A 19146-nucleotide genomic window follows, 5' to 3' on the forward strand; every position below is an offset into this window, starting at 1 on the left:
TTTTTTATAAAAAACATTTTAAAAAATTAATAATAACAAACATAAATAATGATTTTCTTTTGAAGATTTTTTATATAAAACAATTACTGAAAATTTTTTATAGTATAAATAGCCATTAAAAAATATTTTTTATTTTTATGGAAGAAATATATATATAAAAATATACTTAAAATTAGTAGATAGTTTACTAAACTAGTTTTTTTATTTTAAAAATATTATAATTTTTAAAAATGTAGTCCTATAAAATATAATCCTATAAATTTAATATAAAATGATTTTTTTTTGAAAAAAAATCCTATTCAAATCATTTTAAATGAATATTGTAATTATTGTTAAATGAATTTCACATATAAGAAATAATTATTTTAACAATACAATCGTTAGTTACAGGCTATATATATTATTATACTATATGTCGGATTAATTTATCAATATGCACTCTTCGTAAATGTAAAAGTAATGTTTTAATTTTTTTTGGATAATTTTGGATATTTTCAATATCCTCATAATGTTGTATAATGTTAGTGTGGAGTCTTATACATTTTAATTCTTTGTTTTTTTGTTTTGTTAAAGTTTTTTTTGGATCATGAATTAAAATGGCATTTTCCAAATCTAATCCCCATGCACGTGGATTTAAATTATTACCGGTAAGTAACTGCCAATTGTCATCTACCCAAATTCCTTTTAAATGATAACTATTGGTACCATTTTTCCATAATCTAATTATTAATTTTTTCTTATTTATAAAATATTGCAATCGATAAATGAATTTACGTAAATTTATTTCATATAAATAAGGTAATGCTCCAATAATTTTAAAAGGTTTATCTGGTGGAAAATAGAAATCATTTGCAGTTTTATCTCCTACAATAATTTCAATTTCTTTTTCATTTTTTAATAATTTTATAATTATACGAGTTAAAATAGTTGGTAAATTAAAATAAGGTGTGCAAATTATTATATTTTTTTGTGTACTATACATTAAATTTGTGATGGTTTTATTTAATTTATTTTTTTTTCCTAAACCAATTAAAGGAGTGATTCCTAATTCTTTGTTTGTTGCACTGTTTTGAAATTGATAATGAGCACTTTTTAAATTATGACGAAGTTTTTTTACTAAACTTTTGATATTAGCATTCTTAGGAAGATTGGGTTGATCTAAGCGTTGAATAGCAGGTGAAGATAATAAATTTTTATCTATGAAAGTTTTCATGGTTGTAGCTAATTGTATATTTTTAAATATATGATATCGATCATAACGATAATATTGATGTTGATGTAAATATACATTATTAATACTAGCTCCAGTATAAATAACTATATCATCTAATATAAATCCTTTTAGATGTAAAACACCTAATGCTTCACGTGTATTGATTGGAATACCAAAAATAGGAATATTTATTTCTGGAGATATAAGTGAGTTTTGATAATACCAATTAGCATTAGTTATGTTATTCTTGGTACCAATACGAGTGCGTTGAGCACGATGCCAATCTACCATGATTTTTATATCTAATTGTGGACATGCTATTTTTGACTGATAAAGAGCATTTAATATTTCTTTTCCTGCGTCATCGTTTTCTAGATATAGTGTAGTAATATATATATAATTTTGAGAATTAATGATTTTATCTAAGAGTATTTTTCGAAAAGATTTTGCATCATAAAGAGTAATTATTTCTTTTGGAAATTGGGATAATTTTGTTAAATTATCAAGATATTCTTGATGATTTTTTTTTTTGAATTTTGATAATATCACAGTATAAAATTTCTCTTTTTTAAAAAATATGTACAAAAAATATATTTTTATAGTAAATAAATATATATATTATCATTTCTTAAAGTTTTTGTATGTATTCTCTTAGAGATGTTGATATATTTTTTATAAAAAAAATAATTAGCTATGTTTTTTATGAAAAATTAAAATACAAATTTTGTTTTTAATGAATATTTTCAATTAATCAATATAAGTGTAAAGTTTTATTTAAAATTATAAAAAATAGTATTGATATTTATAGTAATTGATACTAAATTAACATTTAATATTTTTAAGTACTTTAACTAAAAAGTAATTTGATTTTTTGTGAAAATGACAAGAGTTTTGTAAAAAAAGATATAATATAGAAAAAATAATTTTTTATCTGTTGAAAATTATAAATAAAAGATTTAGTTTGAAATAAGTGAGTAGTAAAAATTAGCAATTTTTTTTAATTAATAAAAATATAATTTTATAGATGATAAGAAATATTTTTTTATAAAAATTAATGGTATTATTTTTTTTGTTTAAATATTTAAAATTTTAAAAAATTAGGATCTATTAAAGTAATTAATAATTTTTAATTATTCTATGCAGTTCACGTTATTTTGTTTTAATATTTGGTATAAATTTGAGTCTATTAAACAAATATAGAAAGCCTTATTTGGATAAAAATTTAATACATGTATTATGAAAAAGAATCCAGAAAACGTATGATTTTTAAAAAAATATTATTATATTTTTTGTATTTTTAATTTTAAATGCCATTTTTCGAATAAAAATAGTTTAATTTCTTATAAAATTAGTATTTTTTCTTTTAAAAGAAAAAATGATTGATATAATTTTTTTGATGTTTTTTTTGTTATAGGTATTAATATTTTTTGAAAAAATATTTTTGTTTTTGTATGTTTGTTTTTTGTTAATAATATTTATGTAATATGTATTTGCGTAATATGTAAGATAAATTATATTTTAATTGCTAAAATATTAGTTTAATTGCTAAAATATTAGTTAATTTTACTATATTTTATTTTTAAATTTCATCATCATAAAAAATAAAAATTGATACTTAAATTAAAGGAATATGTTTTTGAAATATTAATTTGTTATTTATAATTTTTATGTATATCATAAAGAAAAATTATATTTTTTTGTAAAAATGATTTTTAAATCTTTTTTTTTGTTAACATTATTAAAATATTATTAAAATAATATCTGTATAAAAAATAATGTGTTAAATTTTTAAAATTAATATTTAATAAAATTATGATATTCTTATCATAAAGAAGTTAATATGTAATATAAAAATATTGAATTTTTTTATTTTTTGTATTTTATTTTTTATATATTATTATTTTGTATAAAATTTTTCATAGTTTTTTTTAGAGTATTATAAAAAAATTTTTTATTTTTATAAAATTTTATTTTAATTTTAAAGAAAAATTTAATAAATATTTGTTTATTCTTTCATTTTGAATGTATCGTTTAATTTTTGTATGTTTTGAATATTTATTGCAATTTATAAGAATAGTTTTTGTTCTATATGATATATATAAATATGTCATGTGATTTTTGATTATTTTTTGAAAAAATAAACACTTTTTAAGAAAAAATTTTATATAAGAAGATATTATATTAAGAAGATATTAATATTAAATTAATGAATTAAATAAAAATTTTTTTAATGCTAAAATAATTTTATTAGAAGGTTTATTGATCTTTTTGTTAGTATATACTTATAGTATATGCTTAACAAAGTATTTTTTGAAAAAAATCATTAAGTAATTTAAAAAATTTGATTTTATTTATCATTTTAAATGATTGCATAGTTGAGATATTTTATCTTCAATAAATATTCATATTATTTAAAAGGTCAATACATTTTGTGATTAAGTTTATTTTTTGAAATTCATAATTTTTGTCTATATTTTTATAAAGTTTTTTCTTATTTCGTAAATATAAGAATATAAAAAAATATAATTTTTTAATAATATTATTAATATTAATTTATAGATATGTGAATATAAATATAGAAAAAATATTTTTTTAAATGCTTAAGATGAAATTTAAAAAATAAATTTTTTAAAATATTTTTATATGTACAAATATCAATTTATTAAATTTTGAATTATAAAAAGATCATATTCATATGTTTCAACAGTTTTTTAAAAAAATTGTATACTGTTAGTTTTTCGATACAACTTATGATAAATTATGAATTTTTACATATTACTGTTCTTCTAGAAGAGGCAGTTAATGTATTACAGTTAAAAAAAAATGGAATTTATGTAGATGCTACTTTTGGTCGAGGAGGACATTCAAAATTAATTCTTTCTAGATTAGGAAAGAAAGGACGTTTATTAGCAATAGATCGTGATCCTAAAGCAGTTATGGTTGCTAAAAATATGATTACTGATTTTAGATTTTCTATTAAGCATGCTAATTTCTCTCAATTAGAATCATTAATCAAAAAAGAAGGATTAATAGGTAAGATTGATGGATTGCTTTTAGATTTAGGTATTTCATCACATCAATTAGATGATGCAAAAAGAGGATTTTCTTTTTTGCATAATGGCCCATTAGATATGCGCATGAATCCTGAAAAAGGTCAGTCTGCAGCTTCATGGTTAATGCAAGCTTCAGAATCAGATATTGCCTGGGTATTAAAAACATATGGTGAAGAACGATTTTCAAAAAAAATTGCTAAAGCGATTTTTTTTCGTAATCACTATTCAAAAAAAACAGTGTTAAGTCATACAAAACAATTATCAGAATTAATAGTAAAAATTATTCCATTTAAAAAAAATTACAAACATCCAGCAACTAGAACATTTCAAGCTATTCGTATTTATATTAATAATGAATTAGAGGAAATAAAAATAGTATTGGAAAATGCTTTAAATATATTAGCACCTAAAGGACGATTATCCATTATTAGTTTTAATTCATTAGAAGATAGATTAGTAAAACGTTTTATGAAAAAACATAGTATGGGGTCACAATTTCCTTCAAAATTACCATTAACTGATATAGAATTAAAAATGATAAGTGCTAATCCAATTTTAAAAATATTAGGCAAAATAAAACCGACTCAAGAAGAAGTTCTCAAAAATCCAAGAGCAAGAAGTTCTATTTTACGGTATGCTGAAATTTTGGAATAAATTTAATGGTATTAAAAACAGATAATTTGATTAAAATTATTAGCGATGATATTTTCCAGTATGGAAGTATTCAATTAATTTTGTTAATAATTATTATGATATCAGCAATTTTGGTAATTACTGTTAGTCATAAAACGCGGTTATTAACAATGTATAAAAATATTATCATAAAAGAAAAAGAATCTTTAGATATAGAATGGCGTAATTTAATTTTAGAAGAAAATGTACTAGGAAATCATAGTCGTATTGAACGCATTTCTAAAGAAAAATTACAAATGATACATGTAGATCCAATACAAGAAAATATTGTAATTGAAAAATAATTTTCATTGAATGCTATAATATGAAACCATTACATTCATTGAGTTATAAAAGATCATACAAAAAAAAAGTTGTTAAATATGTTAAATGGCGATTTTTTTTACTGTATATCTGTATAGGGTTTGTATTAATTGGATTAATTATACGTATTACTTATTTACAAATTATTAATCCAGCAGAATTAGTAAAAGAAAGTGATATGCGTTCTCTTAGAATCCAAAAGGTAAATGCTGTACGTAGTATGATTAATGATCGTCAGGGTCGTAAATTAGCAGTCAGTGTTCCAGTATATGCTATTTGGGTTGATCCAAAAATAATTTTTGAAAATGGTGGTCTGACCAATGATACACGTTGGAAAGCGTTAGCAAAGGAACTGAAACTGTCACTTGCATATATTCATTATAAAATTCGCTTTAATTCTAAAAATCGTTTTGTTTATTTAGCTCGTCAAGTAAATCCGTCTGTAGCTGAATATATTGAAAAATTAAAAATAGTAGGTATTTATTTACGCAAAGAATCTCGTCGTTATTATCCATTCGGTTCAGTAATAGCTCATTTAATTGGTATCACTAATATTGATGGTCAAGGAATTGAAGGCATTGAAAAAAGCTTTAATGATTTATTAACTGGATTACCAGGAGAAAGAAGAATACGTAAAGATCGTGATGGACGAGTAATAGAAAATATTTCATTTATTAATAGTAAAGTAGCACATGATTTAATATTAAGTATTGATATACGTATACAATCTTTAATGTATCGTGAATTAACACGTAGTTTACAAAAAAATCAAGCAGAGTCTGCAACTGGTATTTTAATTGATATCAATACTGGTGAAATACTAGCCATGGCGAATAGCCCATCTTATAATCCTAATAATCTTATTGATACTCCAATTGAAGTTATGAGAAATCGTGCAATCACTGATTTATTTGAACCTGGTTCTACAGTTAAACCGATGGTTATTTTGTGTGCCTTAAATAAGGGAATTATTAAAGAAAATACTATATTAAATACTAAAAATTACATGATTAACGGTCATATAATTAAAGATGTTGTAAATTATGACAGATTATCAATTGCTGGTATTTTACAAAAGTCAAGTAATGTAGGTGTTTCAAAATTAGCATTATCAATGCCTATAAAAGAATTAATAAATGTTTATTCTCGTTTTGGATTAGGTAAACCAACTAATTTAGGATTGATTGGAGAAAATAGTGGTATCTTTCCTGATAAAAAAATTCGATGGTCTGAACTTGAAAGAGCTACCTTTTCTTTTGGGTATGGATTAATGGTGACACCATTACAGTTAGCTCGTGTTTATGCAACTATTGGTAGTTTTGGTATTTATCGTCCTTTATCAATCATTAAAGTTGATTCATCGATGGTATCAAAAGGTATCCGTATTTTTCCTGAAGAAATGATGCGAACAATAGTACGGATGATGGAAACTGTTTCATTACCTGGTGGAGGGGGGGTTCGAGCTGCAGTTAAAGGTTATCGAATAGCTATAAAAACAGGTACTACAAAAAAAGTTGGTAATCACGGTCACTATGTAAATAAATATATTGCTTATGCTGCTGGAGTTGCACCTGCTAGTAATCCCCGATATGCACTTGTTGTTATTGTTAATGCACCTACTGCTGGAAAATATTATGGTGGTGCAGTTTCAGCACCAGTTTTTGGAAGTATTATGAATAGTGTTTTGCGTTTAATGAATGTAGAGCCTGATGCATTAAATAAAAATAATGAATTAATAATTTACAATCAAAAAGAAGATGAAATTGATAAATCGTAATTTACAAGATTTATTGTCTCCGCTTGGTTTTAAAGTACCAAATAAGATATTAAAAGGAATAACTCTTGATAGTCGTAAAGTAAAAACTGGATATTTATTTTTAGCTGTTAAGGGACATAAAACAGATGGAAGAAAATATATTTCTGAGGCAATAGAAAAAGGTGTATCTACAGTTATTGCTGAAGGAGAAAAAAATAAAAAATCTAAAATTATTCAATATATAAATGATGTTCCAATAATTTATATTCATGATTTGAATAATCATTTATCATTTTTAGCTGGAAAATTTTATAATAATCCAGCTAAAAAACTTCGAATAATTGGTATAACTGGTACAAATGGTAAAACAACTATTAGTTACTTAATAGCACAATTAGCTAAAGGATTAGGTGAAATTAGTGCAGTTATGGGTACGATTGGGAATGGAATATTAAATCAAATTGTACCAAAAAATCATACGACAGGTTCAGCAATTGATATACAGTCTGATTTGCAATTATTAGTTGATAAAAAAGCTACTTTTGTTTCAATGGAAGTATCATCTCATGGTTTAATACAAAGTCGTGTTGCCTCTATCCCTTTTAAAGCTACATTGTTTAGTAATTTAAGTCATGATCATCTTGATTACCATGGTAATATAAAAAATTATGAGGCCGCGAAATGGTTATTATTTTCTACTCATCAATCTGATAAAAAAATTATTAATGTAGATGATGAGATTGGTTTGAAGTGGTTAAAAAAACTCCCTAAAGCATGCGCAGTTTCAATAAAAAATAAAATACCTAAAGATTGGAGTGGGGTTTGGGTATCAGTAGAAAAAGTTTATTATCATGATGATGGGAGTATTATCTGTTTTGATTCCAGTTGGGGAAAAAACATATTTAAAAGTCCATTGATTGGTATTTTTAATGTTAATAATATTATGTTAGCTATAGCAACATTTTTGATGTTGGGGTATCCATTAAATATGATTATTGAATCTTTAAATTTTTTGCAACCTATTTATGGTCGTATGGAAGTTTTTAGATCTCCAAAATATCCTATTGTTATCGTAGATTATGCTCATACACCTGATGCATTAAAAAAAGCATTAATTGGAGCTCGTTTACATTGTATTGGCATGTTGTGGTGTGTATTTGGGTGTGGTGGTGATCGTGATAAAACTAAACGTGCATTAATGGGAAGTATAGCTGAAAAATATGCTGATTTTGTAATATTAACAGATGATAATCCACGTACTGAAAAATCACAAGCAATTATAAATGATATTTTTCTTGGTTTTAATGATACTAAAAGAGTCAAAAAAATTGTAGGGAGAGTAAAAGCTATTGCTAGTGTAATTATGGAGGCGAATATTAATGATGTAATATTAATTGCAGGTAAAGGTCATGAAGATTACCAAATTATTGGTAACCGTCGTATACACTATTCTGATCGGTTGACTGTATCACGATTATTAGGAGTAATTTAATGCAATGATCTCAATTTCATTAAAAACGGTAGCTATTCTTACAGAAGGTATTTTATATCATATTCATGATAATGAAGCAGATAAATTTTTGTTTAATTCAGTTACAATTGATAGTCGTACTTGTTCTTTAAATTCTTTATTTATTGCATTGAAAGGTATACGTTATGATGGTCATGATTTTGCAAACAATGTTAAAAGAAAAGGTGCAGTTGGGTTATTAGTTGATCGTCCATTAAATGTTTTTTGTCCACAAGTAATTGTTAAAGATACATATCTAGCAATGGGAAAATTAGCAGCTTGGATTCGATCAAAAAGTATGGCAAAAGTAATTGCCATAACAGGATCTTCTGGTAAAACTTCAGTAAAGGAGATGGTAGCAAATATTTTATCTCAATGTGGGAAAACACTTTTTACTTTTAGTAATTACAATAATTTTGTGGGTGTAGCTTTGACATTATTTCAGTTGACTAGAGAATATAAGTATGTAGTCATTGAAATAGGTGCTAATCATATTGGTGAAATTGAATATATTACTAATATTGTTAAACCAGATAGTGTATTAATTAATAATTTGTTTTGTTCACATATAGAAGGTTTTGGTTCATTAGAAAATATTGCTAAAGCTAAAGGAGAAATTTTTTCAGGATTAAAAAAAAACGGAACAGCTATTATTAATTTAGTTAGCCATGATTGGAAAAATTGGCAATATTGTTTCAATGAACAACAAACTGTTTTGTTTTTTTCTTTAATTAAAAAAAAAGAAGCTGATTTTTATGCGGAAAATATTTCTATAAGTTCTATTAATACAACGTTTGAATTGCATACATCAAAAGGTTTTGTTTTGGTAAATTTACCATTACCAGGTAAACATAATATTTCTAATGCGTTAGCAGCTAGTGCATTAGCAATGTCTGTTGGTGCAACACTTGATAATATTAAGTTTGGATTATCTTCTGTTAAGTCTATATTTGGTCGATTATATCCTATTTTTTTAAAACCAGGAAAAGTAATTTTAGACGATACTTATAATGCAAATGTGGGTTCTATGATTTCTGCTGCTGATGTTTTATCTCAAATGCCAGAGTATCGTATTTTAGTGATTGGTGATATGGATGAATTGGGAGATAAAAGTGAGATTTATCATGAAAAAGTTGGTATAGCTATTTGTAATATGAAAATCAACATAATTTTAAGTGTTGGATATAAAAGTATATTTATTAGTAAAAAAAGTTGTTTTGGAGAGCATTTTAATTCTAAAGAAAAATTAATACAAAGATTAATTCCGTTAATAAAAGAACATGATATCGTGTCTGTTTTAGTTAAAGGTTCACGTAATATGAGGATGGAAGAAATTATAAATTCTCTAAAGGAGTACTTTTTATGTTAGTTTGGTTAGCTCAATATTTAGTTCAATATTTTTCGGGATTCCATCTTTTTTCTTATTTAACATTTCGAGCTATTACTAGTTTGTTAACTGCATTGGGTATTTCACTATGGATTGGAGATCATTTAATTGCTTATTTGCAAAAATTACAAATAAGTCAAATTGTTCGTAATGAAGGACCGCAATCACATTTTAGGAAACATGGTACTCCTACAATGGGAGGGATATTAATTTTGTTTTCTATTTTAATTTCTATACTTTTATGGGCAAAATTAACTAATCCTTATGTGTGGTATGTATTATTTGTTTTATTAGGATATGGTATTATTGGGTTTATAGATGATTATAAAAAAATTATTTCTCAAGATTCAAAAGGTTTAATTGCACGTTGGAAATATTTTTGGCAATCAATATTATCTTTGAGTATAGCATTTATCTTATATATTACCGGTAATGATACTTCGGTAACTGTATTTGTTGTACCATTTTTAAAAGATTTGATGCCTCAACTTGGTTTATTTTATATTTTTTTAACATACTTTGTAATTGTAGGAACAAGTAATGCAGTTAATTTGACTGATGGATTAGATGGATTAGCTATTATGCCAACAGTGTTTATTTCTTTTGGTTTTGCTTTAGTAGCTTGGGCAACAGGTAATTTTAATTTTGCCAATTATTTGAACATTCCTTATATTAATTATGCTGCTGAATTGGTTGTTGTTTGTGCTGCTATTGTAGGAGCTGGTTTAGGATTTTTATGGTTTAATACTTATCCTGCACAAGTGTTCATGGGTGATGTTGGATCATTAGCATTAGGTGGGGCCTTAGGAACTATTGCAGTTTTAATTAGACAAGAATTTTTATTACTGATTATGGGTGGTATATTTGTTATTGAAACTTTATCAGTAATTTTACAAGTGGTTTCATTTAAAATGTGTGGTCAACGTATTTTTCGTATGGCACCTATTCATCATCATTATGAACTAAAGGGATGGCCTGAACCTAGAGTTATTGTACGTTTTTGGATTATATCATTAATATTAGTATTAATTGGATTAGTAACCTTAAAGGTGCGTTAATTATGGTGAATTATTATGGTATGAAAATTGTTATTGTAGGTTTAGGTAAAACAGGTTTCTCTTGTGTTAATTTTTTTCTTTCTCGAAAAGTTATACCACGTGTAATTGATACAAGAATAATCCCACCATATAAAGATAATTTATCTAAAAAAATAATGTTACATAGTGGTAGTTTTAATAAAAAATGGTTGATGAGCGCTGATTTAATTGTTGTTAGCCCTGGTATATCTCTTTATACACCAGAATTACAAATGGCAGTTGCTAAAAATATTGAAATTATTAGTGATATTGAAATATTTTGTCGAGAAATCAATAAGCCGATAATTTGTATAACTGGTTCTAATGGAAAAAGTACTGTTGCAACATTAGTTGCTGAGATGGCAAAAGTTGCTAATTATAGAGTAGGTCTCGGTGGTAATATTGGTATTCCTGTTTTAACATTATTAGATAAAGAATATGATTTATATGTATTAGAACTTTCTAGTTTTCAGCTTGAAACAACTTTCAGTTTAAAATCAATGGTAGCAACTATCTTAAATATAACTGAAAATCATATGGATCGTTATCCAGGAGGATTCACACAATATTGTACAACTAAGTTAAAAATTTATAATAATGCTAAACTGTGTGTTATTAATAAGCAAGATCAAAAAACTTGGCCTTCACCTTTTTGTCATATATCTTCTTTGAGTTTTGGTGTTAATACTGGTACTTATACACTAAACACTTTTAGTAAAACATTGGAGATAAAAGGTGTATCTATAATAGAAACAAAAAAAATACGTTTGATTGGACAACATAATTATTTAAATATTTTAGCTGCATTAGCTTTATCTGATGCAATAGGAATCCCTCGTAAATCAAGTTTAATAGCATTAACTGAATATGAAGGGTTGCCACATCGACTGCAATTAATATATGAGCATCAAGGTATTAAATATATTAATGATTCTAAAGCAACTAATGTAAACAGTACAACAGCAGCTTTGAAAAGCTTAAAAGTATCAGGTAAATTATATTTGTTATTAGGTGGACAAGGAAAATCTGCAGATTTTTCAAAATTACAATCCTATGTTTCAGATAAAAATATTCAATTATGTTGTTTTGGTTCTGATGGATATCGATTAGCTAAATTAAGATCAGATAGTTTGCTTGTAGATACAATAGAGCAATGTTTACAAGCTATTATAAAAAAAGTTAAATCTGGTGATGTTGTTTTGTTATCACCGGCTTGTGCAAGTTTTGATCAATTTCATAATTTTGAAAAACGAGGTGAAAAGTTTACTAAATTAGTAAAAAAATATATAAATGTTAATTTTTAATTTTAAAAAACTAAAAATTCTTATTAGTTCATCTCATAAGAATGTTATTGATATATTTCTTTACGATCGTATTTTAGTTTGGTTGACATTAATTTTAAGTATTATTGGTTTTATTATGGTGACCTCAGCTTCTGTCTCCATTGGAGAACGTTTAATGCAAGATGCTTTTTTCTTTGCTAAACGCGATATTATTTATCTGATCTTATCATTTGTGTTGGCTTTTTTAGTATTAAATGTTTCCATGATATGGTGGGAGAAATACAATTTTTTATTTTTGATAATTTCAATATTTTTTTTGTTACTAGTAATAATTTTTGGACGTTCATTTAATGGAGCTTCACGGTGGATTAATTTTGGTATTATCAATATACAACCTGCTGAATTTTCTAAATTAGCATTATTTTGTTATATATCTAGTTATTTAGTAAGAAAAATTGATGAGGTAAAAAATAAGTTTTTAGGATTTATAAAACCGATTTTTATTTTAATATTAATGTCAATTTTATTATTGTTAGAACCTGACTTAGGTACAGTAATTATATTAGTTGTTACAACATTAGCATTGCTTTTTATAGCTGGTGCTAAATTAATGTCTTTTCTTATAAGTATTACTATTTGTATGTTAACTATTTTTGTTTTAGTTTATTTTGAACCTTATCGATTTCGTAGAATTACTTCTTTTCTAAATCCATGGGCAGATCCTTTTGATACTGGATATCAATTAACACAATCTTTAATGGCATTTGGACGTGGTAAATTATGTGGGGAGGGTTTAGGTAATTCTATTCAAAAATTAGAATATTTACCTGAAGCACATACTGATTTTATTTTTTCTGTTTTAGCTGAAGAATTAGGTTATATTGGTGCAGTTGTAGTTTTATTAATGCTATTTTTTGTAGTTTTTCGTGGAATGATAATTGGAAAATTAGCTTTAGATATAGATCAATGTTTTTCAGGTTATTTAGCATGTTGTATTAGTATATGGTTTACTTGCCAAGTATTTTTAAATATCGGAGCTACTATAGGGATAGTACCTACTAAAGGATTGACATTGCCATTAATTAGTTATGGTGGTTCCAGTTTATCAATTATGATAATCACTGTTGCTATTTTATTACGTATTGATTTTGAAACACGTATTCAAAAAATACAAGCTTTTATCAGGAGAGATAAATGAAAAAATCAAAACGTCTTATGATAATGGCAGGTGGTACTGGAGGGCATATTTTTCCAGGATTAACTGTAGCTAAATATTTAAAAATATATGGTTGGGATGTTTGTTGGTTAGGTACTGCTAATAGAATGGAAGCAGATTTAGTTCCTAAGCACGGAATTAATATTAAATTTATAAAAATTTCAAGTTTACGTGGTAAGGGTTTTTTTGCATTTTTTTTAGCATTTTTTGAGATTATTCAAGCAATAAAAAAAGCAAAATTTATAATCAAAAATTATCAACCTGACATTGTATTAGGGATGGGAGGATATATTTCCTTTCCAGGAGTTGTCGCTGCTTGGTTATCTAATATCCCTATTGTATTACATGAACAAAATGCTGTAGCTGGATTAACTAATCGGTTTTTAGCAAAAATTGCAAAATGTATTTTACAAGCATTTCCTGGTGCATTTTCTAATGCAATGGTAGTAGGTAATCCAATTCGTGAAGATATATTAAGACTACCTGATCCTGAAAAACGTTTTATTAATCGTAATAATGTTATTCAAGTATTAGTAATTGGGGGTAGTCAAGGAGCAAATATTTTTAATCAAATAATACCACAATTAGCAGTGAAATTAAATAAAAAAATCATAATTTTTCATCAAACTGGAAAAAATAATGAAGAAATTACAAAATCTTTATACAAAAAAATATGTGATACAACTATTATCTATAAAGTTACAGAATTTATTGACGATATGGCTGAAGCTTATGCTTGGGCTGATATTGTTATTTGTCGTTCTGGTGCTTTGACAGTAAGTGAAATTTCTGTTATTGGTTTAGCTGCTATTTTTGTCCCATTTCAGCATAAAGATCGACAACAATATTGGAATGCTGCCACACTGGAAAAAATAAAAGCAGCAAAAATTATTGAACAACCATATTTCTCAACAGATGTACTCTTAAAATTATTCAATAAATGGAATCGTGTAGATTTATTAGAAATGTCTAAAAAAGCTCGTACTATATCAATTACAGATTCTACTCAACGTATAGCAGCAACTTTGATTGATATTGTTAAATAAAACTATTTCTTCATTGAAGAACATTAAAGATAAAAATAAAAATGGTTACAGTAAATATACAAAAATTAATCAAATTAAGAGCAATAGTTCCAGAAATGCGTTGCGTAAAGCATGTTCATTTTGTTGGTATTGGTGGTTCTGGGATGGGTGGTATTGCCACAGTATTAGCTAATGAAGGTTATAAAATTAGTGGTTCTGATTTATTACCTAATGAAGTGACTCAAAAGTTAATACAATGTGGCGTAAAAATATTTTTTGATCATCGTCCAGAAAATATCGTAAATGCATCTGTTGTGGTGGTATCTGCTGCAATATCTTTAGATAATCCAGAAATTGTTGCGGCGCGTATAGCATGTATTCCGGTTATTCAACGTGCTGAAATGTTAGCTGAGTTAATGCGTTTTCGTTATGGTATTGCTATTGCAGGTACTCATGGAAAAACAACGACTACAGGTATGATTTCCAGTATTTATGTACAAGCAGGGTTAGATCCAACTTTTATTAATGGTGGTTTATTAAAAACAGCAGGGGTATATGCACGTTTAGGTAGTAGTCGTTATTTAATTGTGGAAGCTGATGAAAGTGATGCATCTTTTTTGCATTTACAACCATTAGTTGCTGTTATAACAAATATTGAAGCTGATCATATGGAAACCTATGATGGAAATTTTGAAAAATTGAAGAAGACGTTTATTGATTTTTTGAATAATTTGCCATTTTATGGTCGTGCAGTATTATGTATTGATGATCCTGTAGTACGTTCTTTAATTCCACAAATAAATTGTTATATTACAACCTATGGTTTTAGTGATGATGCGGATGTATGCATTAGTTCTTATAAGCAAATTGCTAATCAAAGTCGTTTCACAATATCTAGAAGAAATAAAAATGATTTGATATTTATATTAAATTTACCTGGTCGTCATAATGCACTAAATGCTACTGCAGCTATTACAGTAGCAATAGAAGAAGGTATTGATGATAATGATATTTTGTGTGGATTAAAACAATTTTCAGGAACTAATCGACGTTTTGATGTTTTAGGTAATTTTCCTTTGATGAATGTTAATGGAAAAAATGGTAGTGTTATTTTAGTAGATGATTATGGACATCATCCAACAGAAGTCCGTGCCACTATTAAAGCAATTAGAGAAGGTTGGAATAATAAGCGTGTTGTAATGGTTTTTCAGCCACATAGATATACCCGTACACGTGATTTATATAATGATTTTGTTGATATTTTAGAACAGGTAGATGTTTTGTTAATGTTAGATGTATATTCTGCAGGTGAAGCGCCTATTCCTGGTAAGGATAGTAAATCATTATGTCAAACAATTCGTAATCGAGGTAAATTAAATCCAATTTTTATTTCTGAACATAGAGAAATCTATAAAATACTAGTATCAATTATAGAAGATAATGATTTTATACTTATACAAGGAGCTGGAAATATTGCTAAAATAGCACGTCATTTAGCTAATACACACTTGCGATACAGTTTTGAGAAATAGAGGGAAGTACTATGGATGATAAAGTTGCAGTACTTTTAGGTGGCAATTCTTCTGAAAGAATCGTATCACTAGAATCTGGTAAAGCTGTAGTAAATGGATTAATAAATGCTGGAGTAGATGCATATCCAGTAGATATTAAAAATTTTTCTCTTATTCAACTCAAAAAATCTGGTTATACAAAAGTTTTTATTGCATTACATGGTAGAGGTGGTGAAGATGGTACAATACAAGGAGTATTAGAGTATTTAAGATTACCTTATACTGGAAGTGGTATTTTAGCCTCTTCACTTTCAATAGATAAAATGCGGACTAAACAGTTATGGAGTGGTATAGGTTTACCGGTAATACCATCTGTATCATTGTATAAAAAAAAATTAGATACAATATCTGATGAAGTACTTCTTCAATTTGTTCATCATTTAGGTTTCCCTATTATGGTAAAACCAAATTTTGAAGGTTCTAGTATTGGAATTAGTAAAGTAAAAGATTTTTCTGAATTGAGAATGGCGTTGGAAGCAGCTTTTTTTTATGACGAAAATGTCTTGATTGAGAAATATTTGTATGGAGAAGAATATACTGTTGCAATTCTAGGTGATTTGGTGCTTCCTATCATTCGTATTCAATCAAAAGAAGATTTTTATGATTATAATGCAAAATATTTTTCTAATGAAACGCAATATTTTTGTCCTAGTGGTTTAACTTCACAAGAAGAATTACGGTTAAATGCATTGGCATTAAATGCTTATCAAGCTATTGGCTGTATGGGTTGTGCACGTATAGACCTTATAAAAGCTAATGATGGTTTTTATTTATTAGAAATTAATACTTCACCTGGAATGACTGATCATAGTTTGGTACCTCTAGCTGCAAAACAAGCTGGTTTTAAGTTTTCAGAATTAGTTAAAAAGCTTTTAGATTTAGTGAAATAAAATATGCTTGTATCGTTTAATATTTACAATAAAGAGTTTAAAAAATATAAAATTAATAATGTATACGGTGCTTATTATTGGTTTGGTTTGATTGTTTTTGTAATATTATTAGCTATTATGATATTGAGCGGATGTATATTATTAGATTGGATGAAAGATTTTCATCAATTACCGATTTCTAAATTATCAATTACTGGTAAACGTAATTATACAAGTGATTCTTATATAAGAAAAGTAATTTTAGAATTAGGAATTCCTGGTACATTTATGAATACAGATATCAATATAATCCATAATCAAATTAAAAGAATTTCATGGATAAAGCAAGTTACGATACGTAAGAAATGGCCTAATGAATTAACAATTCATTTAGTGGAATATCAACCTTATGCAAAATGGAATGATACTTTTTTCATTAATAAAGAAGGAATTATTTTTAATATTCCAGAATTAATAAATAGCAAAAAAAATTTTTTGATGCTATATGGTCCAGAAGGAAGTCAGCAAGAAATATTAAACATGTATCATATTATGCAAAATCAATTATCAGAGAATAATTTTATCATTAAATCATTATCAATGAGTACACGACGTGCATGGCAATTAGTTTTAGTAAATGATATTAAATTAAATATTGGTAAACAGGATATTAAAGAAAGATTAAATCGTTTTATGAAACTTTATCCATTATTAAAGAAAGTAAAAAATAAACGTATTGGATATGTAGATTTACGGTATGCTAGTAATGCTGCGGTAGGTTGGTTGCCTATTTAATCTAAATTTACTTACTACTAAACTATAAATTAAAATAATTTAATATCGCTAATTGATCAGTAATAGGTAGATTAACGATGATTAAAACAACAGACAGAAAATTAATAGTTGGCCTTGAAATTGGTACTTCTAAGGTTTCTACATTGGTTGGTGAAATTTTACCAGATGGGATAATAAATATTATTGGTGTTGGTAATTGTCCATCTCGAGGAATGTATAAAGGAGATGTAAATGATTTAGAATCTGTTGTTAAATGTGTACAACGAGCTATCAAACAAGCGGAATTAATGGCTGATTGTCATATTTCATCAGTTTATCTGTCATTTTCTGGTAAACATATAAGTTGCCAAAATGAAATTGGAATGGTACCTATTTCTGATGATGAAGTAACTTTATATGATGTAGATAGTGTTGTTCATACGGCTAAATCTGTTAGAGTGCATGATGAACATAGAATTTTGCATGTTATCCCACAAGAATATTCCATTGATTATCAAGAAGGTATTAAAAATCCAGTAGGATTATCAGGTGTACGTATGCAAGCTAAAGTACATTTGATTACTTGTCATAATGATATGGCCAAAAATATTGTAAAAGCAGTTGAACGTTGTGGCTTAAAAGTAGATCAATTAATTTTTTCAGGTTTAGCTTCAAGTTATTCTGTTTTAACAGAAGATGAACGTGAATTAGGTGTTTGTTTAGTTGATATTGGTAGTGGCACTATGGATATACTAATTTATACCGGAGGTGCATTACGTTATACAAAAGTTATACCTTATGCTGGTAATATAGTTACGAATGATATTGCGTATGCATTTAGTACATCTCCAAGTGATGCTGAAACACTAAAAATTTGTCATGGGTGTGCATTAGCTATTATTGTTAATAAAGATGAAAATGTTGAATTATTTAGTGTAACAGGTAGTGGTCCTTTAAAAAATTTACAACGTCAAACACTAGCAAAAGTTATTGAACCAAGGTATATGGAGTTACTTAATTTAGTGAATAATGAAATTATGAAAGTACAAGAACAACTGCGTCAAAATGGTATTAAACATCATTTATCAGCTGGTGTTGTTTTAACAGGAGGGGGGGCACAAATTGATGGATTAGTTGAATGTGCTAAAAAGGTATTTTGTACTCAAGTACGTATTGGTAAACCATCAAATATAACTGGTCTGATAGATTATGCACAAGAACCTAATTATTCAACAGTTGTTGGACTTTTGCACTATGGTAAAGAAACCCATTTAGGGAATGAAGTGGAAATAGACAAACGTAAATCAGTAACTATTTGGTTTAATAAAATCACTAGTTGGTTGAGAAAAGAATTTTAATTTTATAAAAAGAAAAAATTTTTCTATTCTTCTAATAAAAGGTAAAAAACGGGGAGCAA

General features: G+C 26.3%; 14 protein-coding genes. 13 read left to right on the forward strand and 1 reads right to left on the reverse strand.

Annotation, left to right across the window (positions count from 1 at the left end; all coding sequences use genetic code 11):
• Positions 1-403 precede the first annotated feature (403 nt).
• Complete coding sequence (pssA, locus tag ABNS14_RS01065) at positions 404-1759, reverse strand: CDP-diacylglycerol--serine O-phosphatidyltransferase (RefSeq protein WP_348666654.1); 1356 nt, start codon at positions 1757-1759, stop codon at positions 404-406.
• 2204 nt (positions 1760-3963) lie between these two features.
• Between pssA and rsmH the strand changes: the two genes are divergently transcribed.
• The 13 genes from rsmH to ftsA all read left to right on the forward strand — a co-directional run bounded on the left by rsmH (position 3964) and on the right by ftsA (position 19087).
• Complete coding sequence (gene rsmH / locus ABNS14_RS01070) at positions 3964-4920, forward strand: 16S rRNA (cytosine(1402)-N(4))-methyltransferase RsmH (RefSeq protein ID WP_348666524.1); 957 nt, start codon at positions 3964-3966, stop codon at positions 4918-4920.
• Between the two features lie 5 nt (positions 4921-4925).
• Positions 4926-5243 carry a cell division protein FtsL gene (ftsL, locus tag ABNS14_RS01075; RefSeq protein WP_348666525.1) on the forward strand — a complete coding sequence of 106 codons (318 nt, stop codon included), beginning with the start codon at positions 4926-4928 and terminating at the stop codon, positions 5241-5243.
• A gap of 20 nt (positions 5244-5263) precedes the next feature.
• Positions 5264-7039 carry a peptidoglycan glycosyltransferase FtsI gene (gene ftsI / locus ABNS14_RS01080; protein ID WP_348666526.1) on the forward strand — a complete coding sequence of 592 codons (1776 nt, stop codon included), beginning with the start codon at positions 5264-5266 and terminating at the stop codon, positions 7037-7039.
• Complete coding sequence (gene murE / locus ABNS14_RS01085) at positions 7026-8510, forward strand: UDP-N-acetylmuramoyl-L-alanyl-D-glutamate--2,6-diaminopimelate ligase (RefSeq protein WP_348666527.1); 1485 nt, start codon at positions 7026-7028, stop codon at positions 8508-8510. The genes ftsI and murE overlap by 14 nt, the downstream gene beginning before the upstream one ends.
• 4 nt (positions 8511-8514) lie before the next feature.
• Positions 8515-9897 carry a UDP-N-acetylmuramoyl-tripeptide--D-alanyl-D-alanine ligase gene (murF, locus tag ABNS14_RS01090; RefSeq protein WP_348666528.1) on the forward strand — a complete coding sequence of 461 codons (1383 nt, stop codon included), beginning with the start codon at positions 8515-8517 and terminating at the stop codon, positions 9895-9897.
• Complete coding sequence (gene mraY / locus ABNS14_RS01095) at positions 9891-10973, forward strand: phospho-N-acetylmuramoyl-pentapeptide-transferase (protein WP_348666529.1); 1083 nt, start codon at positions 9891-9893, stop codon at positions 10971-10973. Before murF ends, mraY begins: the two co-directional genes overlap by 7 nt.
• Before the next feature lie 2 nt (positions 10974-10975).
• Positions 10976-12295, forward strand: coding sequence for a UDP-N-acetylmuramoyl-L-alanine--D-glutamate ligase (gene murD / locus ABNS14_RS01100; protein WP_348666530.1), 1320 nt, complete (start codon positions 10976-10978; stop codon positions 12293-12295).
• Entirely contained in the window at positions 12282-13472 is a 1191-nt protein-coding gene (ftsW, locus tag ABNS14_RS01105; RefSeq protein WP_348666531.1) for a cell division protein FtsW, read from the forward strand. The genes murD and ftsW overlap by 14 nt, the downstream gene beginning before the upstream one ends.
• Positions 13469-14536: an undecaprenyldiphospho-muramoylpentapeptide beta-N-acetylglucosaminyltransferase gene (gene murG / locus ABNS14_RS01110; RefSeq protein WP_348666532.1), complete on the forward strand. Its 1068-nt coding sequence runs from the start codon at positions 13469-13471 to the stop codon at positions 14534-14536. The genes ftsW and murG overlap by 4 nt, the downstream gene beginning before the upstream one ends.
• A gap of 41 nt (positions 14537-14577) precedes the next feature.
• Positions 14578-16047 (forward strand): UDP-N-acetylmuramate--L-alanine ligase, encoded by a 1470-nt coding sequence (gene murC / locus ABNS14_RS01115; RefSeq protein WP_348666533.1) that lies wholly within the window; start codon positions 14578-14580, stop codon positions 16045-16047.
• An 11-nt stretch (positions 16048-16058) separates the two neighbouring features.
• A complete protein-coding gene (locus tag ABNS14_RS01120) occupies positions 16059-16976 on the forward strand; it encodes a D-alanine--D-alanine ligase (protein ID WP_348666534.1) in 918 nt (305 codons plus the stop codon).
• Between the two features lie 3 nt (positions 16977-16979).
• On the forward strand, positions 16980-17750 hold the full coding sequence (locus tag ABNS14_RS01125; protein WP_348666535.1) for a cell division protein FtsQ/DivIB: 771 nt from the start codon (positions 16980-16982) through the stop codon (positions 17748-17750).
• Positions 17751-17827: 77 nt separating this feature from the next.
• Positions 17828-19087, forward strand: a complete 1260-nt coding sequence (ftsA, locus tag ABNS14_RS01130) for a cell division protein FtsA (protein ID WP_348666536.1) — start codon at positions 17828-17830, stop codon at positions 19085-19087.
• Positions 19088-19146: the final 59 nt, after the last annotated feature.

The organism is Arsenophonus symbiont of Ornithomya chloropus (assembly GCF_964026495.1).
In the GTDB taxonomy this organism is placed as follows: Bacteria; Pseudomonadota; Gammaproteobacteria; order Enterobacterales; family Enterobacteriaceae; genus Arsenophonus.